This is a genomic window from Streptomyces sp. NPDC049837 (assembly GCF_040674455.1).
Lineage (GTDB): Bacteria > Actinomycetota > Actinomycetes > Streptomycetales > Streptomycetaceae > Streptomyces.
The window spans coordinates 215,440-239,419 of sequence record NZ_JBFAMP010000011.1; the positions used below are offsets into that span (position 1 = coordinate 215,440).

Here is a 23,980-nt window from a genome sequence, read left to right on the forward strand (position 1 = left end):
ACCGCCGAGGGCCACGTTGTCAGTGGGCCGTGCTTAGCTGGACGCATGATCGATGAGCTTCTCGACGGTTCCGGGTCCCTGTCCGCCGCGGCGTCCTCCGCGGTCGAGGAGGCGGTGCGCAAGGCGGCCGCCGCCGAGATCGCGCCGCGCTGGCGGCAGCTCGCCACGCACGAGGTCGTCGAGAAGAGCGGCCCGCACGACCTCGTGACGGTCGCCGACCGCGCCGCCGAGGCCCACCTGACCGCCTCGCTCACCGAGTTGCTGCCGGGCTCCGTCGTGGTCGGCGAGGAGTCCGTCCACGCCGACCCGGCGGTGTACGAGGCGCTGAAGGGCGACGCGCCGGTGTGGATCGTCGACCCGGTCGACGGCACCTGGCACTTCGCGCACGGCGACCCGGGGTTCTGCACGCTCGTCGCGCTGGCGCTGCGCGGTGAGCTCCTGGCGTCCTGGACGTACGCCCCGGCGCTGGAGGAGATGGCCGTGGCGGTGCGCGGGCGCGGCGCGTGGCTGAACGGCACGCGGATACGGTCCGGGGCGCCCGCACCCGGCGCGGTGCTGGAGGTCGCCACGTCCCACCCCGACTACACCACCGCCGAGCAGAAGGCCGCGCTCCTGGGCCTGGACACCGAGGGCGTCCACACCCGCCCGTGCGGCTCGGCCGGCCTGGAGTACCTGGCGGTGGCCCGGGGCGAGCTGGACGCCGTCGCCTTCTCCTGGGAGTACGCCTGGGACCACGCCGCGGGCCTGCTCCTGGTCGAGGAGGCGGGCGGCGCCCACACCACCCTGACGGGCGCCCCGTTCCGCGTCACGGGCGCCAACGCGCTGCCGTTCACCGCCGCCCGCGACCGGGCCACGGCCGACCGGATACGCACCCTGCTGACCGCCCGGTAGCCCGAGCCGCCCACCGGCCCAATATCCTGAGATACCTTGGCCATCGGCTGACGAAGGAGTCCCAAGGTGCCGTCGATGCTCGATGCCGTCGTCGTGGGGGCGGGGCCCAACGGACTGACCGCCGCCGCCGAACTGGCGCGCCGCGGATTCTCCGTCGCCGTGTTCGAGGCCCTCGACACGGTCGGCGGCGGAGCCAGGACCGAGGAGCTCACGCTGCCCGGGTTCCGGCACGACCCGTGTTCCGCCGTACACCCGCTGGGCGTCGGATCGCCCGCCTTCAAGGGCATGCCGCTCGACCGGTACGGCCTTGAGTGGCTGCACGCCGAGCTGCCCATGGCGCACCCCTTCGACGACGGCACGGCCGCCGTGCTGTCCCGTTCCGTCTCCGAGACGGCGGCCTCCTTCGGCCCCCGGGACGCGGGCACGTACCGCCGTCTCGTGGAGCCGTACCTCGGCAGGTGGGACACCCTCGCCCGCGACTTCATGTCCCTGCCGCTGACCGCCCTCCCGCGCGATCCGGTCACCCTCGCCCGCTTCGGGATCGACGGCCTGCCGCCCTCCACGTGGCTGATGCGCCGGTTCCGCGACGACCGTGCCCGGGCCCTGTTCGCCGGGCTCGTCGCCCATGTCATCGCCCCGCTCGGTGGCCTGGCCACCAGCGCGATCGGGCTCGTCTTCGCGCTCGCCGCCCACGCCGGCGGCTGGCCGCTCCCGCGCGGCGGCTCCCAGTCGATCTCCGACGCCCTGGCCGCGTACATCAAGGACCTGGGCGGCGCCGTCCACACCTCCTACGAGGTCAAGCGGCTCGACGACCTGCCGCCCGCCCGCGCGTACGTCTTCGACACCTCACCGACCGCGCTGGCCCGCATCGCCGGCTTCGGCCGGTTCTACGACCGCTACCGCTACGGCGCCTCCGTCTACAAGATCGACTACGCCCTGGACGGCTCCGTCCCCTGGACCGCCGCCGAGGCCCGCCGCGCCGGCACCGTCCAAGTCGGCCCCAGCAGCCGCGAGATCGGCACCGCCCTGAACCAGGCGTCCGGCGGCACGGCCCCCCGCACCCCGTTCCTGATCACCGCCCAGCCCAGCCTGGTCGACCCGTCCCGGGCGCCCGAGGGCAAGCACGTCTTCTGGGCCTACGGCCACGTCCCGCACGCCTGGGAGGGCGACCTCACCGAGGCGATCGAGCGGCAGATCGAGCGGTTCGCCCCCGGCTTCCGCGACCTCGTGCTCGCCCGCGCCACCGCCGGCCCACCCCAACTGGCGGCGCGCAACGCCAACTACGTGGGCGGCGACATCGCCTGCGGCGCCGCCAGTGGCCTCCAACTGCTGCTGCGCCCCCGGCTCTCCCTCTTCCCGTACAACACCCCGCACCCGGCCGTCTTCCTCTGCTCCTCCGCCACCCCGCCGGGCCCCGGCGTCCACGGCATGTCCGGGCACAACGCGGCGAAGGCGGTCTGGCGCCACCTCCGAAAGGCCCGACGGTGAAGATCACCCTCGTACGCGGCGACATCACCGAGCAGCACGCCGACGCCATCGTCAACGCCGCGAACTCCTCCCTCCTCGGCGGCGGAGGCGTCGACGGCGCCATCCACCGCAAGGGCGGCCCGGACATCCTCGCCGAGTGCCGCGCACTGCGCGCCTCCTCCTACGGCCGCGGCCTGCCCACCGGCCAGGCCGTCGCCACCACCGCCGGCCGCCTGAACGCCCGCTGGGTGATCCACACCGTCGGCCCCGTCCACTCCCGGGACGAGGACCGCTCCGAGCTCCTCGCCTCCTGCCACCGCGAAGCCCTGCGCGTCGCCGACGAACTGGGCGCCCGCACGGTCGCGTTCCCCGCCATCTCGACGGGCGTCTACCGCTGGCCCGTCGAGGACGCCGCCCGTATTGCCGTGGAGACCGTACGGGCGACGAAGACCTCCGTGGAGGAGGTCCGGTTCGTCCTCTTCGACGACCCGGCGTACGAGGCGTTCGCCGAGCACGCCCGCTGAGCGTCGCACTCAGGCCGAGCGCACGCTGAGCGCACGCACGCCGAGTGACGGCGACAGGGTGAGGGGTGACGATTCGCCCCGGCCTGTCGTGGTACGCCGTCACCTATGGAGCTGCTGGAGCGGGCCGGCGTCCTGAAGGCGCTGGACGAGCACCTCGGCGAGGCGGTGGACGGCCGGGGGCGGGTGGTTCTGCTCCGTGGCGAGGCGGGCATCGGCAAGACGGCGGTGGTAGGGGCTCTCGCCGAGCGGGCGCGCGGGCGGGCGCGGGTGCTCATCGGCTACTGCGACCCGCTCAGCACGCCCCGCCCGCTGGGTCCGCTGGCCGACGTGGCCGCCGAACTGGGTCCGGAGGTGGAGGAGGCGCTGGCCGCCGGCGCCGGCGGTCCGGCCGTCTTCCGGTCGCTGCTGCACACCTTGCGGCAGGCACCCGACGCCACGCTGCTGGTCTGCGAGGACGTCCACTGGGCCGACGGCGCCACCTTCGACCTGCTCCGCTTCGTGGCCCGGCGGATCGAGACGACACGGGCGATGCTGCTGGTCACCTACCGCGACGACGAGGTCGGCCCGCTGCACCCGCTGGCCGTCGTCCTCGGCGACCTGACCGGCTGCCCGGCACTGGCCCGGTACGACCTGGAGCCGCTGAGCCGCACCGCCGTCGCCCGGATGGCCGCCGGGGCGCCGCACGATCCGGTCGCGCTGCACGCGATCACCGGGGGCAACCCGTTCTTCGTCACCGAGGTGCTGGCCGCCCCGGAACCCGGCATCCCCACGACGGTCCGGGAAGCCGTGATCGGCCGGCTGGCCAGGCTGCGCCCGCACGCGCGCGACGTCGTGGAGGCGGCGGCCGTGGCCGGGCCCAGCGCGCCGATCGACCTGCTCGGCGCCCTCGTGGCGGACGCGGAGAGCGCGGTCGACGAGGTGCTCGCCGCCGGCGTGCTGGAGGCGGACGGGACCCGGCTGGCGTTCCGCCACGAACTGGTCAGGGCCGCCGTCCTGGACGCCATCCCCGGTATCCGTCGCCGACGGCTCCACGGGCTGGTCCTGGCCGCGCTGCGGGCGTCCGCCACCGGTCCGGCACCGAACCCGTCCCGCCTGGCCTACCACGCCGACGAGGCGGGCGACGCGGAGGCGGTCCTGGAGTACGCACCCGCCGCCGCGGCGCACGCGTCGGGGCTGGCGGCCCACCGTGAGGCGGCAGCCCAGTTCGCCCGGGCGCTGCGCCACGCCGGCGCCGCCCCGGAGGACCGGCGGGCGACGCTGCTGGAGGGACACGCCTTCGCCTCCTACATGACCGGTCTGGTCCCGGACGCCATCGAGTCGTGGGAGGCGGCGGGTCACCTCCGGCACGCGATGAACGACGTACCGCACGAGGGGGACGACCTCCGCTGGTCCTCGTACATGCTCTGGCTGCTCGGCCGGAACCAGGAGGCGCGCGAACGCGGGATCGAGGCGGTCCGGCTGCTGGAGCGGGGCGGCCCGACGCTGGAGCTCGGCCGGGCCCACCTCAACGTGGCCGAGCAGGCGAGCTTCGACTGCGACGTGGCGACGACGGCCGCCCACGCGGAACGGGCCATCGAGGCGGGCCGGCACATCGGCGACGTGGGTCTGGTCCTGCGCGCGCGGTTCCACGCCGCGATCGCCACCGTGCTCCGTCACGACCGGGGGTGGGAGGAACTGGAGGACGTCTGGCAGCAGGCCGCGGCACGGCGCCTGGTCGAGCACGCCGGGATGTTCGGCCCGGTCATCTCGGCGGTCGCCATGGTCCACCGCGACTTCGACCGGGCGCGGGACTACGACCGGCGGGCGGTGGCCTTCTGCCGGGACTACGACCTCGACATGTTCCTCGACTACCTCCGAGGCGCCCGGGCGATGGGGCTGGTCCACCAGGGGGCGTGGGACGAGGCGGCGGAGGAGGCCGCGGCGGTGCTGCCGCTCAGGTCGCTGCCGCCCGTGAGCCGGATCTTCCCCCTGCTCGCGCTCGCCCTCGTCCGTGCCCGGCGCGGAGACCCCGAGGTCCGCCCGCTGCTCGACGAGGCCGCTACCCTCGGCGAACCGAGCGACCTGGTCCGGATGGGGCCGGTGTGGGAGGCCCGGGCCGAAGCGGCCTGGCTGGCGGGCGACGACGAGGCGGCGATGGCCGAGGCCACCCGCGGGCTGCCCCCGCCGGGCCAGGACCACGATCCCTGGGCGGCCGGCGCCTGCGCCCGCTGGATCCGGTTGGCCGGAGGGCGGCCACCTGCCGGGTCGGCCATGGGGCCCTTCGCGCAGGAACTGGCCGGCGACTGGGCCGCCGCGGCCGCCGCATGGCAGCGGCTCGGCTGCCCGTACGACGCGGCGCTGGCCCGACTGGCGGGCGACCCGGAAGCGGTGGCCGAGGCGGTGGCCGGCTTCGACGCCCTCGGCGCCCGGGCCGCCGTCGCCCGTGGCCGTGCCCGGCTGAAGGAGCTGGGGGTCCGGATGGGCACCCGCGGTCCCCGCGCGGCCACACGGGCCCATCAGTACGGCCTGACCGTCCGCGAGCAGGAGATCGTCGACCTGCTGAGGGAGGGGCTGTCCGGGCCGGACATCGCCGCCCGGCTGTTCATCACGCCCAAGACCGCCGGCCACCACGTCACCGCGATCCTGCGCAAGCTCGGAGTCCACAGCCGGGCCGAGGCGCTCCACAAGCTCGACTCGTAGTCCCGTCGTAGGCCTGCCCCGAGCCGTCGGACGGCGCTCGCGAGGAGCCACCGGCCGTGACGGGGCGTATCTGGGGTCGTCCGGGTCAAAGCTGGGGTGCGCCGCCCGATGCTCGCGCCCCGGGCCCGGCTCTAGCGTGATTCCACAGGCGAGATCCACGTGACCGACGACCGACGATGGGATGCGTCCGATGCCCCGCTATCTGGTCGAACACTATTTCCGCAAGGGAATCGCCGACTACCTGGCCGGAAGGCCGGTGAAGGCCATCATCGAGGCCAACAGCGGAACCGAGGTGGTCTGGTTGCACAGTTACGTGACCGAGGACGACCACCGGGTCTACTGCCTGTGCGAGGCGGCCGGCCCCGAGGCGGTCCGCAAGGCGGCCCGACGGGCCGGACTTCCCGTGGAGGTGATCCATCTGATCACCGTCCTGGACCCGCACGCGTATCCGACGGCGTCCTAGAACGACCGCAGCGCCCGGGCGCGCCGGTCCGGAGCCGGAACCGCCTGGCGCACGGCCGTGGCCGGCGCCGTGCCCCGGACAACGACCTGTGCATGAGCTACTGATGAGCTGCCCCGCCCCGCCCGGTGACGTACAGCGTGCTGGGCGTGCTGGCGATGAGCGAGGGCACCGGCGGGCCGGGCGGGCCCGCGAGGCGGAGGTCCGGGAACCGCTCGAACAACGCACGCAGGGCGATGCGCAGTTGGAGGCGGGCGAGCGGGGCGCCCACGCAGAAGTGCGGCCCGTGCCCGAAGCCCAGGTGCCGTGGGCGCTCACCGTCCCGCCGCGTCTCGAACCGGCCGGCCGGGCCCCGGCGCGGGTCCCGGTTGGCCGCCGCGAAGCACAGCAGCAGCGCGTCCCCCTCGCGCAGCGGCCGGCCGCCCAGCTCCAGGTCCTCGGTGGGGAACGCGAACGGCAGGGCGTACACGCTCGAGTCGTAGCGGATGCCCTCCTCCACGACCGCGTCCCAGCCGACCCGGCCGCTCAGCGCCAGGCGCAGCTCCTCGGGGTGCGCGAGCAGCGCGTGCGCCGTGTTGACCAGGGCCCCGGCCGTGGTTTCGAACCCCGCGCCCAGGAACAGCCACAGCATGTCCAGGAGTTCCGTCTCCGACAGGCGGTCGGCGCCGCCGCGCAGCAGGTCGGTCACGAGGTCGTCGCCGGGCGCCGCCGCCCTGCTCCTGACCAGGCCGGCCAGGTACGCGTTGATGTCGCGGGTCAGCCGGGCCGACTCCGCCGCGGTGAGCGTCGACCGCGCGAACGCCCGGCCCACCAGCGCCACGACGTCCGGCTGTTCCCCGGCCGGGATTCCGAACAGGTCGCAGAGCGTACGCAGCGGAAGCGGCAGCGCGTAGGCCGACCGGAGGTCGACCGGACCGTGCACCACCGCCGCCGCGACCGCGTCCAGCAGCGCGCCGACGGTCCGCGTGATCGCGGGCGTGAGCCCCTCGACCCTGCGGGGCGTGAACGCCGCCGCCACCGCCTGCCGCAGCCGCCGGTGATCCGTGCCGTCGGCCGTCAGCATCCACCGCCGGGTGAGGTGCGCCAGCATCGGCCAGTCCGGCGGCACCTCGCCCTCCCGCAGGGCCCGCCAGCGCGCGGGGGAGCGGGCGAACCGGGGATCGGTCAGCACCGTCTCCAGCTCGGCGTGGCCGGTGACCGCCCAGCAGTGGACCCCGCCCGGCCACTCGGCCGCGGCCACCGGACCCCGCCGGCGCAACTCCTCCGCCTGCCCCCGGTGGTCCGGCGTGCGGGGGTCGAGAAGGATCCGCCCGGTCGTCCGCTCGGTCATCATGCATCCCCTGAGGTGTCGTCGATCGCGACGTGCCGTGACGGGATGATCTCACGCCGTGACAAGGGTGCGTGAGGCCACCGGCACCGGGCACCGGCGCACCGCTGGCAGCGCGAGGTTGATGTCGTTTTCTCGCCAGCGGCCACCGGCCCCCGTCCCCGATGCTTGAGCCATGCACACCGACACCGAGCGCTGCGTGAGGGCGGTCCAGTCGAAGGACGCCCGCTTCGACGGATGGTTCTTCACCGCCGTCCTGACCACCCGCATCTACTGCCGGCCCAGTTGCCCGGTCGTGCCCCCGAAGCCCGCGAACATGGTGTTCTACCCGAGCGCCGCCGCCTGCCAGCAGGCCGGTTACCGCGCCTGCAAGCGGTGCCGGCCCGACACCAGCCCCGGCTCGCCGGAGTGGAACGCCCGCGCCGACACCGTCGCCCGCGCCATGCGCCTCATCCGGGACGGCATCGTCGACCGCGAGGGCGTACCGGGCCTGGCCGCCCGCCTCGGCTACTCGACCCGCCAGATCGAGCGCCAGCTCCGCGCCGAACTGGGCGCCGGACCGCTCGCCCTGGCCCGCGCCCAGCGCGCCCAGACCGCGCGCCTCCTCATCGAGACGACCGGCCTGCCCATGGCGGACGTCGCCTTCGCCGCCGGATTCGCCTCCGTGCGCACCTTCAACGACACCGTCCGCGAGGTCTTCGCCCTCGCCCCGGGCGAACTGCGCACCCGCGCCGCCCGTGACCACAAGCGGGTGACGCCCACTCCCGGCGTCATCGCGCTCCGGCTGCCGTACCGGGCACCCCTCAACCCCGACAACCTCTTCGGCCACCTGGCCGCGACCGCCGTCCCCGGAGTGGAGGAGTGGCGCGACGGTGCCTACCGGCGCACGCTCACCCTTCCGCACGGCCACGGCATCGTGGCGCTCACCCCGCACCCCGACCACATCGCCTGCCGCCTCTCCCTCACCGACCCGCGCGACCTCACCCTCGCCATCAGCCGCTGCCGCTGGATGCTCGACCTGGACGCCGACCCGGTCGCGGTCGACGACCAGCTCCGCACCGACCCGCTCCTCGCGCCCCTGGTCGACAAGGCGCCCGGCCGGCGCGTCCCGCGCACCGTGGACGCCGCCGAGTTCGCCGTACGCGCGGTCCTCGGCCAGCAGGTGTCCACCGCCGCCGCCCGCACCCACGCGGCCCGCCTGGTCACCGCGCACGGCACGCCCGTCGACGACCCCGGCGGCGGGCTCACCCACCTCTTCCCCGCCCCCGAGGCGCTCGCCGCGCTCGACCCGGCGGCGCTCGCCCTGCCCCGCAGCCGCCGCACCACGCTCACCACGCTGGTCGGCGCCCTCGCCGACGGCTCGCTCCGGCTCGGCCCGGACAGCGACTGGGACGAGGCCCGCGTACACCTCGCCGGGCTGCCCGGGTTCGGCCCCTGGACGGTCGAGGTGATCGCCATGCGCGCCCTCGGCGACCCCGACGCGTTCCTCGCCACCGACCTCGGCGTCCGGCGCGCCGCCGCCGGCCTCGGCCTGCCCGCCACCCCCGCCGCCCTGACGGCCCGCGCCGCCGCGTGGCGGCCGTGGCGCGCGTACGCCGTCCAGTACCTGTGGGCGACCGACAGCCACCCCATCAACCACCTGCCCGCGTAAGAAGGCTCCTTCCGAAAAGGCTCACTGATGATCCGTCAGCACACCGTCACCGACAGCCCCTACGGCCCGCTCACCCTCGTCGCCACCGACGGCGTCCTCAGCGGCCTCTACATGACCGGCCAGCGCCACCGCCCGCCGGAGGAGACCTTCGGCGACCCGGACCCGCGCCCCTTCGCCGAGGTGATCCACCAGCTCGACGCCTACCACGCCCGCGAACTCACCGAGTTCGACCTGCCCCTCGACCTCGCCGGTACGCCGTTCCAGCGCGGTGTCTGGGAGCTGCTGCGGACGATCCCGTACGGCGAGACCCGCTCGTACGGCGAACTCGCCGAGGTCCTCGGCAAGCCCGGCGCCTCCCGCGCCGTCGGCCTCGCCAACGGCAAGAACCCGGTCGGCATCATCGTCCCGTGCCACCGCGTCATCGGCGCGAGCGGCGGCCTCACGGGCTACGGCGGCGGCCTGGACCGCAAGCGGCGCCTGCTCGCCTTCGAAGGCGCCCTCGCCGGCGGCGCCCCGGCCGAGGACGCGCTCTTCTAGAGCCGCTGGAGCCGCTTCAGCAGCGCCGGCAGCGCCGTGCCGATCGGCTCGCGCACGACCTCCTCGGCCAGCTCGTCGTACGGCGTGGGCTCGGCGTTCACGATGATCAGCCGCGCCCCGTGCTCCGCCGCGATCCCGGCGAGCGACGCGGCGGGCTGCACCTGGAGCGTCGAGCCGACCGCGATGAACACCTCGGCGGCCTTGGCGATGCTCATCGCCTCGCCCAGCACCACCGGGTCCAGCCGCTGGCCGAACATCACCGTCGCCGACTTCAGGATCCCGCCGCACGCCTCGCACGCCGGGTCCTCCTCGCCCGCCTCGACCCGGGCCAGCGCCTCCTCCATCGACGAGCGCGCGTGACACGCCGTGCACACCACCGCCCGCGCGGTGCCGTGCAGTTCGAGCACCTTGCGCGGCGGCATCCCGGCGAGCTGGTGCAGCCCGTCCACGTTCTGCGTGATCACACGCACCGCGAAGCCCGGGGTCCGCTCCAGCTCGGCGATCGCCCGGTGCGCGGCGTTCGGCTCGGCCCGCAGCGCCGCGCTGTCGCGGCGCATGCGCCAGGACCGGCGCCGGATCTCCGGGTCGGCCATGTAGTAGTCGTACGTGACCAGCTTCTCGGCCTCAGGGTCGCGCCGCCACAGGCCGCCCGGACCCCGGTAGTCGGGAATGCCGGAGTCCGTGGAGATGCCGGCACCGCTGAGGAACGCGACGAGAGTCATGCGGCCGAGGTTACGCAGCGTTTCGCGGCACCCGCGAACGAATTGACCGGCACCCGCGCGCCCTTCGGCCGCTCATCGGCCGCTCACCGCACCGGGCGGCCGTTCTCCAGTTCCAGGGCGCCCCGGCCGGCCGCCAGGGCGTCCAGGGCGGACGTCACACGGAAGCCGAGGGAGCCGAGCAGATACGTCGGCAGGTCCTCGCGCTCGACGAGTTTCCAGGAGATCAGCTCGTCCTCCTGGAGCCGGATCGCCCGGAACTGCGCCCCGCTCAGCACGCCGCCGTCGTACACGTACGCCACGATCGGCGGACGCGCCGTCCCGTGCACCCAGTCCACCGCCAGCAGTGGGCCCAGCTCCACGTCCAGGCCGATCTCCTCCAGCGTCTCCCGGCGGGCCGCCTGCCTCGGGGTCTCCCCGGTGTCCGACTCGATGGTGCCGCCGGGCAGCGCCCAGCCCTCCCGGTAGTTGGGCTCCACCAGCAGGATCCGGCCCTCGCCGTCGCGGAAGAGCGCCGCGGCGCCGGCCAGGACGCGGGGGAGCCCGGCGATGTACGTGGCGTAATCAGTGGTCGTCACAGCGTCAGCCTAGTGCGAGGGTCCGCTCGGCCAGCTCACCGATCCGTACGCCGTCGAAGCCGAACACCGCGCTGCGCACCCGGTCCTGGAGCGGATCCGTCCAGTGGCGCGGGATGCCGGACGCCCCGCACAGCACGCCCGCGACCGACCCGGCGGTGGCGCCGTTGGAGTCGGTGTCCAGGCCGCCGCGGACCGTCAGGGTGATCGTGCGGGTGAAGTCCCCGCCCCCGTACAGCAGCCCGGCCGTGATGACGGCGGCGTTCGGGACGGCGTGGATCCAGTGCAGCCCGGCCGTCTCGCGCTCCGCCTCGGTCAGCGCGTCGGACCACGTCACGCCCGCGTCGTGCAGCGCCACCACGTGCCGGACCACACGGGCCAGCCGGCAGCTCGCGGGGATACGCTCCAGCGCCGCTTCGACGGCGGCGCGCGGGCCGGGCGCCGTGAAGGCCGCCGCGACCAGGGCGGCCGCCCACATCGCGGCGTACACGCCGTTGCCGGTGTGGGACAGGACCGCGTCACGGCGGGCCAGGGAGGCGGCGCGGACGGGGTCGCCGGGGGAGGTCCAGCCGAACACGTCGGCGCGGATGAGGGCGCCGATCCACTCCTGGCAGGGGTTGTCGTAGGTGGCGGTCAGCGGAGGCTTGAGGCCGTTCGCGAGGTTCCGGTACGCGGCCCGCTCGGCGGTGAACGTCTGGAGGTAGGGCAGGCGCAACAGCCACACCTCGCCGACCTGCTCGGTGGTGAAGGCGAACCCGTACGTCTCCAGGAGGTGCAGCGCCAGGATCGCGTAATCGACGTCGTCGTCCCGGCAACTGCCCCGGATCCGTCCGCGTACGCACTCCCGCCACTCCGGCCGCAGCTCGAAACCGGCCGCTTCCCCGCCCGGCGGCGGCTCGGGCAGGTAGTCGGTCAGCGGGAGGGCGCCGGTGGCCCGCAGGTAGCGGTCGATCCGGTCGCGTGTCCAGTAGTCGCCGCGCTCGACCGGTTTGCCGAGCATGTTCCCGGCGATGCGCCCCGACCACCCGCCCAGCACCCGGTCCGGCAGGCCCGGGGCCGTCCGTCCGGCGGCCCCCTCCCGCACGGCCCCGGTCACGGAGACGGCAGGGACGGGGACGGCACGACGGCTCCGCCACCTTCCCGTACAGCCTCCACCACGGCCTCGTGCAGGTCCCTGCTGTCCTTCTCCGAACGGCACGGCACGGGGCTGCCCGTCATGGTGAACCAGTCGGTCGCCCCGCCGTACTGGACGGCGACCTGTGCCTCGCCGCCCGCCCAGGTGGTGTGCACGGTGAGATTCCCCGTGACGATTCCGAGCTCGTCGGTCCGAACCCCGCCATGACCCGTGTACACGTTGGTCGTCGTCCACGATGCCCACGTCATGATGGCAGCGTCACACGAATGGCCCACGCGCGCGACCCGGGCGACGGGGGAGGTCCGCGTCCGTCGAATAATCCGTGGCGCCCGGGCAATTGCCTCCCTAGAGTCGTCGACGTCCAGGTGCGAAGGCAGGACCTACTTCCACTGTTAATGGGGCGGTCGCGGGTTCGAGTCCCGTCACCGGCTTCGGGCCGGTGTAGCTCAGTCGGCAGAGCACCTTGTCGGTTCCGCCGGCCTTGAACTCTGGACATTTGCACGTCACGCACCTCCCGGTGCGCGGGCCGCGGCTACTTCTTTCCACAGAAAACCACGCCGCTGCCACCTTGATCTCGGGAGGCGCGGCGGACGGGGGGCCCGGTTCGCACACTTCCCGCGGAAAGAGCCGCCGTAGTGATGGGCACCCTTCCGCCGGGCTTTCCCACCGAATTCGGGGGGAATTCACATGGCACGTTTCAACACCCGCCGGTCCGCCGGAGCGGCCGCCGGCCGCGCGGTCTCGCCCGTACGGTCCACCGCCCGCACCACCACCCACCAGGGCGGCGCCGGTGTGCTGCGCGACCCGCGCTCCGAGCTGTTCCTGCTCGCCGTCGCCAACTTCGTCACGCAGACGACCTTCTACGAGTCCGGCGGCGACCGCGACGACCGGTTCGCCGCACTCGTGCGCCGGCTCGCCGTCGAGGACCCCGAGTGGACCGCCGGCCTGCTGCGCTGGCTGCGCACCGAGGCCCAGATGCGGACCGCCTCGATCGTCGGCGCCGCCGAGTACGTCAAGGCCCGCCTGGAGGCCTCCGCCACCGAGGGGCCCACGGGCCGCCACGTCGTCGCCTCCGTCCTCCAGCGGGCCGACGAGCCCGGCGAGCTGCTCGGCTACTGGACGTCCCGGTACGGGCGCAATGTGCCCAAGCCCGTGAAGCGCGGCATCGCGGACGCCGTCCGGCGCCTCTACACCGCCCGGTCGCTGCTCAAGTACGACACGGCGGCCAAGGGCTACCGTTTCGGCGACGTCCTGAACCTGGTGCACGCCGCCCCCGACCCGGCGAAGCAGCCCTGGCAGGGCGAGCTGTTCCAGTACGCCCTCGACCGCCGCCACCACCCCGAGACGGCGCTGCCGCCCGCCTCGAACCGGATGCTCACCGCCCACCGGGCGCTGATGGAGCTGCCGGTCGCCGAGCGGCGTGCCGTGGTCACCGGCCCGGGCGGGGCGGCGCGGCTGGCTGAGGCGGGCATGACCTGGGAGGCCCTGGCCGGCTGGCTCCAGGGACCGCTGGACGCGGCCGCCTGGGAGGCCGTCATCCCGTCCATGGGCGCGATGGCCCTGCTGCGCAATCTGCGGAACTTCGACCGGGCGCGCGTGAGCGACGAGACCGCCGCCCGGGTCGCGGAGAGGATCTCCGACCCGGAGGCGGTCGCGGCCTCCCGCCAGTTCCCGTTCCGCTACCTGGCCGCGTACCAGCACGCGCCCTCGCTGCGCTGGTCGTACCCGCTGGAACAGGCGCTCGGCCACTCGCTGGCCAACGTCCCGGCGCTGCCCGGCCGGACCCTGGTCCTGGTCGACCGCTCCGGCTCCATGTGGGCACCGCTCTCCGCCCGCTCGGAGCTGAACCGCGCCGACGCGGCGGCCGTCTTCGGCGCGGCGGTGGCCCTGCGGGCCGCCCACGCCGACCTGGTCGAGTTCGGTACGAGCAGCGCGCCCGTGCCGTACCGCGCGGGCGAGTCCGTCCTGAAGGTCCTGGACCGCTTCCACAGCCTGGGCGGCACCAACACCACCGAGGCGGTACGCGCGCACTACCGCGGCCACGACCGGGTGCTCATCGTCACCGACGAGCAGGCCTCCTACAGCCACTACGGCGACCCGGCGGGGCAGGTCCCGCCCCAGGTGCCCGTCTACACCTGGAACCTCGCGGGCTACCGGCCGGGCCACGCGCCCTCCGGGAACGGCACCCGGCACACGTTCGGCGGCCTCACGGACGCGGCGTTCCGGATGGTCCCGCTGCTGGAGTCCGGGCGGGCGGCGGACTGGCCGTGGGCCCGCTGACCAGCGGACGGGGGTGGCACACCGTCTGAACCTGCGGATAGGGTCAGCCTCGGCGCGACTGCCTGTTCGAAAGCAAGGGATGCAAGGGTGACGGACGGAGCAGTAACTGAGGCCGCGCGCGTGCTCGTCGCGGCTGACAAGTTCAAAGGTTCGCTCACGGCCGTACAGGTCGCGGAGCGGGTGACGGCCGGGCTCCGGCACGTCGTCCCCGGGCTCGAGGTGGAGACCCTGCCCGTGGCCGACGGTGGCGACGGCACGGTCGCCGCCGCGGTGGCCGCCGGGTTCGAACGGCGTGAGGTACGGGTCACCGGCCCGCTGGGCGCGCCGGTGACCGCCGCGTACGCGCTGCGCGACGGGACGGCCGTGGTGGAGATGGCGGAGGCGTCGGGCCTCCAGCTCCTTCCCGAGGGCGTCTTCGCGCCGCTGACGTCCACCACCTACGGCTCCGGCGAGCTGCTGCGCGCCGCGCTGGACGCGGGCGCCCGCACCATCGTCTTCGGCGTGGGCGGCAGCGCGACCACGGACGGCGGCGCCGGCATGCTGGCCGCGCTGGGCGCCCGGTTCCTGGACAAGGACGGCGAGCCCGTCGGACCGGGCGGTGGGGGCCTCAGGGACCTCGCGACCGCCGACCTGTCGGGCCTCGACGCCCGCTTCGCCGACGTGGACCTGGTCCTCGCCAGCGACGTCGACAACCCGCTGACCGGCCCGAAGGGCGCGCCGGCGGTGTACGGGCCGCAGAAGGGCGCCTCCCCGGAGGACGTGGCGGAGCTGGACGCCGCCCTGGCCCACTTCGCGTCCGTCCTCGCCGACTCGATCGGTCCCCGGGCCACCGAGCTGGCCGAGTCCCCGGGCGCGGGCGCGGCGGGCGGCATCGGGTACGGGGCGCTCGTCGCCCTGGGCGCGAGCTTCCGCCCCGGCATCGAGGTCATGCTGGACGTCCTGGGCTTCGGCCCGGCCCTGTCCCGCGCGACGCTGGTCATCACCGGCGAGGGCTCCCTCGACGAGCAGACCCTGCACGGCAAGGCCCCGGCCGGCGTCGCCGCGGCGGCCCGCGCGGAGGGCATCGAGGTCGTCGCGGTCTGCGGCCGCCTGGCCCTGCCGCCCGAGGCCCTCGGCAGGGCAGGCATCCGCCGCGCCTACGCCCTCACCGAACTGGAGCCGGACCCCGCCAAGTGCATGGCCGAAGCGGGCCCCCTCCTGGAACGCCAGGCAGCGAACATCGCCCGCGACTTCCTGTCCTAGCCCCCCGCGCCGGGGGTCGTGGGGGCCGGACACCCCCACGCCCCCACACGGCCCCCCACGCCGCCCGCACCCGGAGCCGCGACCGCCGGGCGCCCCTGACGACCGGCCCCACGCCCCGGGTGTACGGCCCCCGGCCCGGGCCCCAGGCCCTCCTGCCCCACCCCCCTCACCCCGCCGTCAGGCGGTAGGCGTCCAGGGCGAGGGTCATTTCCGTGAGGTCGCGGGGGCGGGAGAGGGACCGGGAGGTGAGCTGTTCCAGGCGGCGGAGGCGGTTGAAGACCGTGTTCCGGTGGCAGTACAGGCGGCTGGCCGCGCGGCCTGCCGAGCCCTCGCAGTCGAGCCAGACGTCGAGCGTCTCCAGGAGTACCGCCCGGTCCGCCGGGTCGACGTCCAGGAGGGCGCCGAGGACCTCGGAGACGAGCAGGGCGGCGAGGTCCGGGTGGCTCACCACCAGGGCGCCGGGGAGGCGCCGGTCCAGGCGGACGATCGCGGGCGCGTCCGCCGGGCACGTGCGCAGCGCCAGTTCCGCCAGGCGCCGCGCCCGGCCCAGCTCCGTCAGGCCCCGCACCACTGGGCTGATCCCGCCCGGGCCCGGGCACCGCGCCTCCAGCAGCTCTGCGAGCACGTCGAGCCCGGTGTCCTCCGCCAGCGACACGACCCCGATCTCGCAGTCCGTCCGCATCCGCCACACGAACCGCAGCCCCTCCGCCGTCAGCCGCCGGTGGGTGAGGTCCCGCCGCCCGGCGCGCAGCACCACCACCGCGTACCGCCCCCGCTCCGGCAGGTCGAGCCCCGCCGCCGCGCGCGCCGCGACCTCCGGGGACCGGCCGCCCTCCAGCAGCGCGTCGAGCAACGCCTGGAGCTGCTCGTCGGTGCGGCGCCGCAGCTCCCGCTCCGTCGCCCGGTACGCCTCCGACGCCGTGTCCGCCTGCGCGTCCACCGCCGCCCACACCATCGTCGCCGCCTGCATCAGCACCGCGAGGCGCCGCACGTCCGACGTGGCGCCCTCCAGCAGCGCGTTCCACACCTGCTGCCCGGCGAGCCGGTAGGCGTGCACCATCAGCTCCAGCGGCAGCCCCTGCTCCGCGCGCCGCCGCCCCAGCCACTCGGCGTGCTCCAGGTCCCGGCGCGGCGACGCCCTCGGCGCCGAGATCATCTCGATGCCGATCCGCATCGCCTCCCGCGCCTCCCGCCGGTGCTGGTCGTAGCCGATGATCCGCCCGTACGCGGGGGAGTACGCGTGCAGTTCCCGCACGTGCTCGTCCACCAGCTCCGGCAGCCGCTCCAGCAGCGCGGCGCACGCCCGGGCCAGCAGTTTCCAGTCGTTCCCCGTACGCGGTCTTCGCCCTCCCATGGCCCGGAGAATGCCACACGCCGATGTGTGAAGCTCTGGCCATGACTGATCACCTTCAGACCGCGTACCGGATCGAGCCCCTCACCCCCCGCCAGGTGCACGACCTCGCGGCCGACGGGCTGGCCGCCCTCCTCCGGGACGCCGTCCACGGCGGCGCCTCCGTCGGCTTCCTGGCCCCGCTCGGCCACGCCGAGGCGGCCGCCTGGTGGCGTGGCGTCGCCGAGGAGGCCGCCGGCGGCGTACGGAGCGTCTGGGCGGCGTACGGGCCCGACGGCGGCGTCTCGGGCGTGATCACCCTCGTCCGCGCGACAATGCCGAACCAGCCGCACCGCGCCGACATCTCCAAGCTGCTGGTCCACCAGGGCGCCCGCGGCCAGGGCCTGGGCTCCCGGCTGCTCGCCGCGGCCGAGGCGGCGGCGGCCGATGAGGGGCTCACCCTGCTCGTCCTGGACACCGAGACCGGCAGCGCGGCCGAGGGCCTGTACCGCAAGGCGGGCTGGACCCGGGCCGGGACGATCCCGCACTACGCGCTCGACCCCTCCGGCACCCCGCACCCGACGACGTACTACTTCAAGGTCCTGGACGGCGCCTGACAGCATGGAGAAGGGCCCGGGCGCTTCCCTGAAGCACCCGGGCCCTTGTCGTCATCCACGCGCCTGCCGCGGCCTACGGCACCTGTGCCGCCCGCGCCTCCCGGCTCTCGCGCCGGTTGTCGCGGAAGGTGTTCACCCGCCGGGCCGTCGCGAAGAGGGGGATCACGGCGCCCAGCACCACCTGGAGCGCGCAGCCGGTCTGGAGCAGCAGTTGGCCGCCCGGGGCGTCGAACGCCCAGGCCGCCAGCAGCCCCATCGCCCCGACGATCCAGCTCAGCATCGCCACGGCGAGGATGCCCCGCGGCTTGGGGTACTCGACCCGGCTCACCATCAGCCACGCCGTGCCGATGATCGCCAGCAGCGTCGGGATGAACGGCAGCTCCAGCAGCACGATCGAGACGACCGTCAGCGCGCCGAACGGGGAGGGCATGCCCTGGAACATGCCGTCCTTCATGGTCACGCAACTGAATCTGGCCAGTCGCAGCACCACTGCCAGCAGCACCACGATCGCGGCCACCGCGGACACCCGCTGGTGCGCGTCGTCCGCGACCATCCCGTACACCAGCACGAAGTAGGCCGGGGCCAGACCGAAGCTGATCAGGTCCGACAGGTTGTCGAGCTCGGCACCCATCGGCGAGCTGCGCAGCTTGCGCGCCACGAGCCCGTCGAAGAGGTCGAACACGGCCGCGCAGAGCATCAGGATCACGGCGGTCGCGGCGGAGTGCCGCGCCATGCCGGTCTCGTCACTGCCCGTGAGGTGCGGGATCAGGATGCCGGTGGTGGTGAAGTACACCGCCATGAAGCCGCACGTGGCGTTGCCCAGCGTGAGGGTGTCCGCTATTGAGAGACGCAGCGACAGCGGCATCTCCTCGGTCTCCTCGGCGATGTCCGCCTCGGCGTCGGCGACCCAGTCGGCCCGTGTGTCAGGATCAATCACGGTCAATTCGAGTCACCCCCGCGGTCGTGGTCTGACCGACCTCGACAGCGACGTCGACACCTTCCGGAAGGTAGATGTCAACGCGCGATCCGAAGCGGATCAGACCGATGCGCTCGCCCTGCTCGACCTTGGTCCCCTGGGGGATGTACGGCACGATGCGGCGGGCGACCGCACCCGCGATCTGCACCATCTCGATGTCACCGAGCTCGGTGTCGAAGTGCCAGACAACGCGCTCGTTGTTCTCGCTCTCCTTGTTGAACGCCGGCACGAAACCGCCCGGCACGTGCTCCACGGACGTCACCGTGCCGGCGAGCGGGGCGCGGTTGACGTGGACGTTCAGCGGGCTCATGAAGATGGCGACCCGGGTGCGTCCGTCCTTCCACGGCATGATGCTCTGCACCACCCCGTCGGCGGGCGAGATGACCCTGCCCTGCGCGATCTCGCGCTCGGGGTCGCGGAAGAACCACAGCATGCCCGCCGCCAGAGCGGTGGTGGGCACAGCGATGGCCGCGGCGCGCTTGGAACGGCGCGCGCGGGCAAGACTGAGTGCAGCGGTGGCGACGGTCGGCAGAAGCCACGGCGATGCTCCGCGTGCGATGCGGACACGGCCGCGAGGTGCAGAGGTTTGGCTGTGGGGCATGGATGACCTTCGTAGCGGTGATGCCGCGCGGATGCGGGGGACGGCGGCTTTTTGGCGATGCTATCGGTTGCGGGCCGCAACTGGGCAAGCCAGAAGCCGAGTCGGCGGCCGGAAGACGATGACAGGGTGTGATCTTCTTCGCGGCCGAACCGACTCAAAAGCGACAATCACCCCTGGAATCGGTACTCCTCGAGCAACCGACGCCCAATGATCATTTTCTGGATCTCGGCGGTACCTTCGCCGATGAGCAGCATGGGTGCCTCTCGGTAGAGACGCTCGATCTCGTACTCCTTCGAGAACCCGTAGCCACCATGGATACGGAAGGCGTCCTCGACGACCTCTTTGCAGTATTCGGACGCGAGGTACTTCGCCATCCCTGCTTCGAGGTCGTTTCGCTCCCCGGAGTCCTTTTTGCGTGCTGCGTTGACCATCATGGCATGAGCAGCCTCGACCTTGGTAGCCATCTCGGCCAGCTTGAACTGAATCGCCTGGTGCTGGGCGATCGGCTTGCCGAAAGTGTGACGTTGTTGGGCATACGAGACGCCCAGCTCGAACGCACGCTGCGCCACGCCGCAACCACGTGCCGCTACATTCACACGGCCGACCTCGACGCCGTCCATCATTTGGTAAAACCCTCGGCCCGTGACCCCGCCGAGGACCCGATTGGCCGGAATGCGCAGTCCGTCCATGATGAGTTCGGTGGTGTCGACCCCCTTGTAACCCATCTTGTCGATCTTCCCGGGGATGGTCAGACCGGGCCGGACCTCTCCGAAGCCGGGCTCCTTCTCGACCAGGAAGGTCGTCATCGACTTGTGGGGGGCGGTGCCCTCGGGGTGTCCTTCGTCACTTCGGACGAGAACGGCGACGAGCGTTGACGTGCCGCCGTTCGTCAGCCACATCTTCTGACCGTTCAGGACGTACTCGTCGCCGTCCTTGACCGCCTTCGATGTGATGGCGGACACATCCGAGCCGAGTGCCGGCTCCGACATCGAGAACGCGCCCCGCACCTCGCCGGCCGCCATCCGGGGCAGGAAGGTGTCCTTCTGCTCCTGCGTGCCGTGCTGCTTGAGCATGTACGCGACGATGAAGTGGGTGTTGATGATGCCCGAGACGGACATCCAGCCGCGCGCGATCTCCTCGACGCACAACGCGTACGTGAGGAGGGACTCGCCCAGACCCCCGTACTCCTCCGGGATCATCAGCCCGAAGACACCCAGCTCCTTGAGCCCGTCGACGATGTCCTGGGGGTACTCGTCGCGGTGCTCCAGCTCCGTCGCGACCGGAATGATCTCCTTGTCGACGAAGTCCCGGACCGTGGACAGGATCTCCTGCTGGACGTCCGTCAGACCGTGGGTCTGCGCGAGTCGGGCCATGACTACTTCTCCTGCTGCTTCAGTTCGGGGCGGCCGGGCTGCTCGCCGCCGCGCTCCTTGATGTACGTCTCGGTCGGGACCATCACCTTGCGGCGGAACACGCAGACCAGCGTGCCGTCCTGCTTGTAGCCCTTGGTCTCGACGTACACGATCCCGCGGTCGTTCTTCGACTTCGACGGGGTCTTGTCGAGGACGGTCGTCTCGCCGTAGATGGTGTCGCCGTGGAAGGTCGGCGCCACGTGCCGCAGCGACTCGATCTCCAGGTTGGCGATCGCCTTGCCGGAGACGTCCGGCACGGACATGCCCAGCAGCAGCGAGTAGATGTAGTTGCCGACGACGACGTTCTTCCCGAAGTCCGTCGTCTTCTCCGCATAGTTGGTGTCCATGTGGAGGGGGTGGTGGTTCATCGTCAGCAGGCAGAAGAGGTGGTCGTCGTACTCGGTGACCGTCTTCCCGGGCCAGTGCTTGTAGACCGCGCCGACCTCGAACTCTTCGTAGGTGCGTCCGAACTGCATGGTGCTCAGGCCTCCGGGGCTTCGAACTTCGAGGTACGGGTCATGCCGGCGGCGCGGCCCTTGCCGGAGATGACGAGCGCCATCTTGCGGCTGGCCTCGTCGATCATCTCGTCGCCGAGCATCGCCGAGCCCTTCTTGCCGCCCGCCTCGGACGTGTAGTACTCGTACGCGTCCAGGATCAGCTCGGCGTGGTCGAAGTCCTCCTGCGAGGGCGAGAACACCTCGTTGGCCGCGTCGACCTGACCCGGGTGCAGCACCCACTTGCCGTCGAAGCCGAGCGCGGCGGCGCGGCCGGCCACCTCGCGGAAGCCGTCCACGTTCTTGATCTGGAGGTACGGGCCGTCGATCGCCTGGAGGTCGTTGGCGCGCGCCGCCATGAGGATCTTCATCAGGATGTAGTGGTACGCGTCGGCCGGGTAGCCGGGCGGCTGCTCGCCGACGACCAGCGACTTCATGTTGATGGACGCCATGAAGTCGGCCGGGCCGAAGATGATCGTCTCGATGCGCGGCGAGGCCTGGGCGATCGCGTTGACGTTGTTGAGGCCCTGGGCGTTCTCGATCTGCGCCTCGATGCCGATCCGGCCGACCTCGAAGCCCATCGTCTTCTCGATCTGGGTCAGCAGGAGGTCCAGCGCCACGACCTGCTCGGCGTTCTGGACCTTCGGCAGCATGATGCAGTCCAGGTTCGGACCGGCGCCCTCGACGACCGTGACGACGTCGCGGTACGTCCACTCCGTGGTCCAGTCGTTGACCCGCACGACCCTGGTCTTGCCCGTCCAGTCACCCTCGTTGAGGAACTTGACGATGGTGTGCCGGGCCTCCGGCTTGGCCAGCGGCGCGCACGCGTCCTCCAGGTCCAGGAAGACCTGGTCGGCCGGCAGGCCCTGGGCCTTCTCCAGGAAGCGCGGGTTGGAACCGGGGACCGCCAGGCAGGAGCGGCGCGGGCGGAGACGGTTGACGGTCGTCATGCGGGGACCTCCACAGGGTCGAGCTTGTTCGCTTTACGGATCTCGTCGACGATACGGCCGATGATCTCCGTGATACCGAAGTCCTTCGGTGTGAAGACGGCGGCCACTCCCGCCCGCTTCAGTTCGGCGGCGTCGGCGCTCGGGATGATCCCGCCGACGATGACCGGAATGTCGGAGGCGCCCGCCTCGCGCAGCCGGGTCAGCACGTCCGGCACCAGCTCGGCGTGCGACCCGGACAGGATCGACAGGCCCACGCAGTGCACGTCCTCCGCGAGCGCGGCGTTCACGATCTGCTCCGGGGTCAGCCGGATGCCCTGGTAGACCACCTCGAAACCGGCGTCACGCGCGCGTACCGCGATCTGCTCGGCGCCGTTGGAATGCCCGTCCAGGCCCGGCTTGCCCACCAGCAGCCGCAGCCGCCCGGCACCCAGCTCCTCGGCCGTCCGCGCCACCTTCTCGCGCACGGCGGCCAGCGGGGTGCCCTCCTCGGCGGCGATCGCGACCGGCGCGGATGAGACACCCGTCGGCGCGCGGAACTCGCCGAAGACGTCCCGCAGCGCCCACGACCACTCGCCGGTGGTGACACCCGCGCGGGCGCACTCCAGGGTGGCCTCGAACAGGTTCGCGTCCCCGGCGGCGGTGGCCTTCAGGCGGGCCAGCGCCTCCTGGGCCCGGCCCTCGTCGCGGTTGTCCCGCCACTCGTGGAGCTTCGCCACCACCCGCGCCTCGTTGGCCGGGTCCACCGTCATGATGGCGGTGTCCAGGTCGGCGGTGAGCGGGTTGGGCTCGGTCGACTCGAAGCAGTTGACGCCGACGATCTTCTCCTCGCCGGCCTCGATCCTGGCCCGCCGCTCGGCGTGCGACGAGACGAGCTGGGACTTGAGGTAGCCGGACTCGACGGCGGCCATCGCGCCGCCCATCTCCTGGATCCGGTCGATCTCCGCCAGGCACTCCTCGACCAGGGCGTCCACCTTGGCCTCGATGACGTGCGAGCCCGCGAAGATGTCCTCGTACTCCAGCAGGTCGCTCTCGTGCGCCAGGACCTGCTGGATACGGAGGGACCACTGCTGGTCCCACGGGCGGGGCAGGCCCAGGGCCTCGTTCCAGGCCGGGAGCTGGACGGCACGCGCGCGTGCGTCCTTCGACAGCGTCACGGCGAGCATCTCCAGGACGATGCGCTGGACGTTGTTCTCCGGCTGCGCCTCGGTCAGCCCGAGGGAGTTGACCTGGACGCCGTAGCGGAAGCGGCGGTGCTTGGGGTCCTCGATCCCGTACCGCTCACGCGTGATCTTGTCCCAGATGCGGCCGAAGGCGCGCATCTTGCACATTTCCTCGATGAAGCGGACACCCGCGTTCACGAAGAACGAGATGCGGGCGACGACATCCCCCCGGCGGTCCGCCGGGACCTGGCCGGAGTCGAACACCGCGTCCAGGACGGCGATCGCCGTCGACATGGCGTACGAGATCTCCTGGACCGGCGTGGCGCCCGCCTCCTGGAGGTGGTAGCTGCAGATGTTGATCGGGTTCCACTTGGGGATGTGGTTCACCGTGTAGGTGATCATGTCGGTGGTCAGCCGCAGCGACGGACCGGGCGGGAAGACGTGCGTCCCGCGCGACAGGTACTCCTTGACGATGTCGTTCTGCGTCGTCCCCTGGAGCTTGGTGATGTCCGCGCCCTGCTCCTCGGCCACGACCTGGTAGAGCGCCAGCAGCCACATGGCGGTGGCGTTGATGGTCATGGACGTGTTCATCTGCTCCAGGGGGATGTCCTGGAACAGCCGGCGCATGTCACCGAGGTGCGAGACCGGGACCCCGACCCGGCCCACCTCCCCGCGAGCGAGGATGTGGTCCGGGTCGTAGCCGGTCTGCGTCGGCAGGTCGAAGGCGACCGACAGACCGGTCTGGCCCTTGGCGAGGTTGCGCCGGTACAGCTCGTTGGACGCCTCGGCGGTCGAGTGACCGGCGTACGTCCGCATGAGCCAGGGGCGGTCCTTCTTCCGTTCCGTCATCAGATGTTCCGGAAGCGGTTGATGGCGTCGATGTGCTTGTCCCGCATCTCCTGGTTCTTCACGCCCATGCCCTCCTCGGGGGCGAGGCACAGCACGCCGACCTT

At 72.8% G+C, this 23,980-nt stretch carries 22 protein-coding genes and 1 tRNA gene; 11 read left to right on the forward strand and 12 right to left on the reverse strand.

The features are described 5' to 3' along the window. Positions 1-45: 45 nt before the first annotated feature. The 5 genes from AB0J57_RS27745 (at position 46) to AB0J57_RS27765 (ending at position 6,024) form a co-directional block, all read left to right on the forward strand. Entirely contained in the window at positions 46-891 is an 846-nt protein-coding gene (locus AB0J57_RS27745; RefSeq protein ID WP_366131053.1) for an inositol monophosphatase family protein, read from the forward strand. Between the two features lie 66 nt (positions 892-957). Next, positions 958-2,379 (forward strand): NAD(P)/FAD-dependent oxidoreductase, encoded by a 1,422-nt coding sequence (locus AB0J57_RS27750; RefSeq protein ID WP_366131054.1) that lies wholly within the window; start codon positions 958-960, stop codon positions 2,377-2,379. After that, positions 2,376-2,882, forward strand: coding sequence for an O-acetyl-ADP-ribose deacetylase (locus AB0J57_RS27755; protein WP_366131055.1), 507 nt, complete (start codon positions 2,376-2,378; stop codon positions 2,880-2,882). Before AB0J57_RS27750 ends, AB0J57_RS27755 begins: the two co-directional genes overlap by 4 nt. Positions 2,883-2,987: 105 nt before the next feature. Further along, positions 2,988-5,561 carry an AAA family ATPase gene (locus AB0J57_RS27760; RefSeq protein WP_366131056.1) on the forward strand — a complete coding sequence of 858 codons (2,574 nt, stop codon included), beginning with the start codon at positions 2,988-2,990 and terminating at the stop codon, positions 5,559-5,561. A gap of 181 nt (positions 5,562-5,742) precedes the next feature. Next, positions 5,743-6,024 carry a DUF4242 domain-containing protein gene (locus AB0J57_RS27765; RefSeq protein ID WP_366131057.1) on the forward strand — a complete coding sequence of 94 codons (282 nt, stop codon included), beginning with the start codon at positions 5,743-5,745 and terminating at the stop codon, positions 6,022-6,024. Positions 6,025-6,121: 97 nt separating this feature from the next. Here AB0J57_RS27765 and AB0J57_RS27770 read toward each other — a convergent pair whose 3' ends face one another. After that, entirely contained in the window at positions 6,122-7,351 is a 1,230-nt protein-coding gene (locus tag AB0J57_RS27770) for a cytochrome P450 (RefSeq protein ID WP_366131058.1), read from the reverse strand. Between the two features lie 172 nt (positions 7,352-7,523). Between AB0J57_RS27770 and AB0J57_RS27775 the strand changes: the two genes are divergently transcribed. Then, positions 7,524-8,999: an AlkA N-terminal domain-containing protein gene (locus AB0J57_RS27775; protein WP_366131059.1), complete on the forward strand. Its 1,476-nt coding sequence runs from the start codon at positions 7,524-7,526 to the stop codon at positions 8,997-8,999. 27 nt (positions 9,000-9,026) lie between these two features. Then, complete coding sequence (locus AB0J57_RS27780) at positions 9,027-9,536, forward strand: methylated-DNA--[protein]-cysteine S-methyltransferase (RefSeq protein ID WP_366131060.1); 510 nt, start codon at positions 9,027-9,029, stop codon at positions 9,534-9,536. On the opposite strand, the gene AB0J57_RS27785 is transcribed toward AB0J57_RS27780, so the two are convergent. The 4 genes from AB0J57_RS27785 to AB0J57_RS27800 all read right to left on the reverse strand — a co-directional run bounded on the left by AB0J57_RS27785 (position 9,533) and on the right by AB0J57_RS27800 (position 12,213). Beyond that, positions 9,533-10,258, reverse strand: a complete 726-nt coding sequence (locus AB0J57_RS27785; protein ID WP_366131061.1) for a Sir2 family NAD-dependent protein deacetylase — start codon at positions 10,256-10,258, stop codon at positions 9,533-9,535. The two genes, AB0J57_RS27780 and AB0J57_RS27785, sit on opposite strands and share 4 nt — an antisense overlap. Before the next feature lie 83 nt (positions 10,259-10,341). Further along, positions 10,342-10,833, reverse strand: coding sequence for an NUDIX hydrolase (locus tag AB0J57_RS27790; RefSeq protein ID WP_366131062.1), 492 nt, complete (start codon positions 10,831-10,833; stop codon positions 10,342-10,344). 4 nt (positions 10,834-10,837) lie between these two features. Continuing rightward, positions 10,838-11,926: an ADP-ribosylglycohydrolase family protein gene (locus AB0J57_RS27795; protein ID WP_366131063.1), complete on the reverse strand. Its 1,089-nt coding sequence runs from the start codon at positions 11,924-11,926 to the stop codon at positions 10,838-10,840. Continuing rightward, positions 11,923-12,213, reverse strand: coding sequence for a hypothetical protein (locus AB0J57_RS27800; RefSeq protein ID WP_366131064.1), 291 nt, complete (start codon positions 12,211-12,213; stop codon positions 11,923-11,925). The genes AB0J57_RS27795 and AB0J57_RS27800 overlap by 4 nt, the downstream gene beginning before the upstream one ends. Positions 12,214-12,323: 110 nt before the next feature. On the opposite strand from AB0J57_RS27800, the gene AB0J57_RS27805 reads away from it, so the two are divergent. The 3 genes from AB0J57_RS27805 to AB0J57_RS27815 all read left to right on the forward strand — a co-directional run bounded on the left by AB0J57_RS27805 (position 12,324) and on the right by AB0J57_RS27815 (position 15,487). Continuing rightward, a tRNA-Asn gene (locus AB0J57_RS27805) sits at positions 12,324-12,393 on the forward strand. Positions 12,394-12,652: 259 nt separating this feature from the next. Beyond that, positions 12,653-14,245: a TROVE domain-containing protein gene (locus AB0J57_RS27810; RefSeq protein ID WP_366131065.1), complete on the forward strand. Its 1,593-nt coding sequence runs from the start codon at positions 12,653-12,655 to the stop codon at positions 14,243-14,245. Positions 14,246-14,332: 87 nt separating this feature from the next. Beyond that, positions 14,333-15,487: a glycerate kinase gene (locus AB0J57_RS27815; protein ID WP_366131066.1), complete on the forward strand. Its 1,155-nt coding sequence runs from the start codon at positions 14,333-14,335 to the stop codon at positions 15,485-15,487. Between the two features lie 166 nt (positions 15,488-15,653). Here the strand turns inward: AB0J57_RS27815 and AB0J57_RS27820 are convergent, their stop codons facing one another. Continuing rightward, a complete protein-coding gene (locus AB0J57_RS27820) occupies positions 15,654-16,841 on the reverse strand; it encodes a helix-turn-helix domain-containing protein (RefSeq protein ID WP_366131067.1) in 1,188 nt (395 codons plus the stop codon). Positions 16,842-16,882: 41 nt separating this feature from the next. On the opposite strand from AB0J57_RS27820, the gene AB0J57_RS27825 reads away from it, so the two are divergent. Then, positions 16,883-17,434 (forward strand): GNAT family N-acetyltransferase, encoded by a 552-nt coding sequence (locus AB0J57_RS27825; protein ID WP_366131068.1) that lies wholly within the window; start codon positions 16,883-16,885, stop codon positions 17,432-17,434. 73 nt (positions 17,435-17,507) lie between these two features. Here AB0J57_RS27825 and pssA read toward each other — a convergent pair whose 3' ends face one another. The 6 genes from pssA to AB0J57_RS27855 form a co-directional block, all read right to left on the reverse strand. Next, on the reverse strand, positions 17,508-18,371 hold the full coding sequence (pssA, locus tag AB0J57_RS27830) for a CDP-diacylglycerol--serine O-phosphatidyltransferase (protein WP_366131069.1): 864 nt from the start codon (positions 18,369-18,371) through the stop codon (positions 17,508-17,510). Beyond that, positions 18,364-19,011: a phosphatidylserine decarboxylase gene (locus tag AB0J57_RS27835; protein ID WP_366131070.1), complete on the reverse strand. Its 648-nt coding sequence runs from the start codon at positions 19,009-19,011 to the stop codon at positions 18,364-18,366. The genes pssA and AB0J57_RS27835 overlap by 8 nt, the downstream gene beginning before the upstream one ends. A 167-nt stretch (positions 19,012-19,178) precedes the next feature. Beyond that, on the reverse strand, positions 19,179-20,384 hold the full coding sequence (locus tag AB0J57_RS27840; protein WP_366131071.1) for an acyl-CoA dehydrogenase family protein: 1,206 nt from the start codon (positions 20,382-20,384) through the stop codon (positions 19,179-19,181). Between the two features lie 2 nt (positions 20,385-20,386). Further along, positions 20,387-20,899 (reverse strand): MaoC family dehydratase, encoded by a 513-nt coding sequence (locus AB0J57_RS27845; protein ID WP_366131072.1) that lies wholly within the window; start codon positions 20,897-20,899, stop codon positions 20,387-20,389. A gap of 5 nt (positions 20,900-20,904) precedes the next feature. Further along, positions 20,905-21,867, reverse strand: coding sequence for a CoA ester lyase (locus AB0J57_RS27850; protein WP_366131073.1), 963 nt, complete (start codon positions 21,865-21,867; stop codon positions 20,905-20,907). Further along, positions 21,864-23,876 (reverse strand): protein meaA, encoded by a 2,013-nt coding sequence (locus tag AB0J57_RS27855; protein ID WP_366131074.1) that lies wholly within the window; start codon positions 23,874-23,876, stop codon positions 21,864-21,866. The genes AB0J57_RS27850 and AB0J57_RS27855 overlap by 4 nt, the downstream gene beginning before the upstream one ends. Positions 23,877-23,980 lie beyond the last annotated feature (104 nt).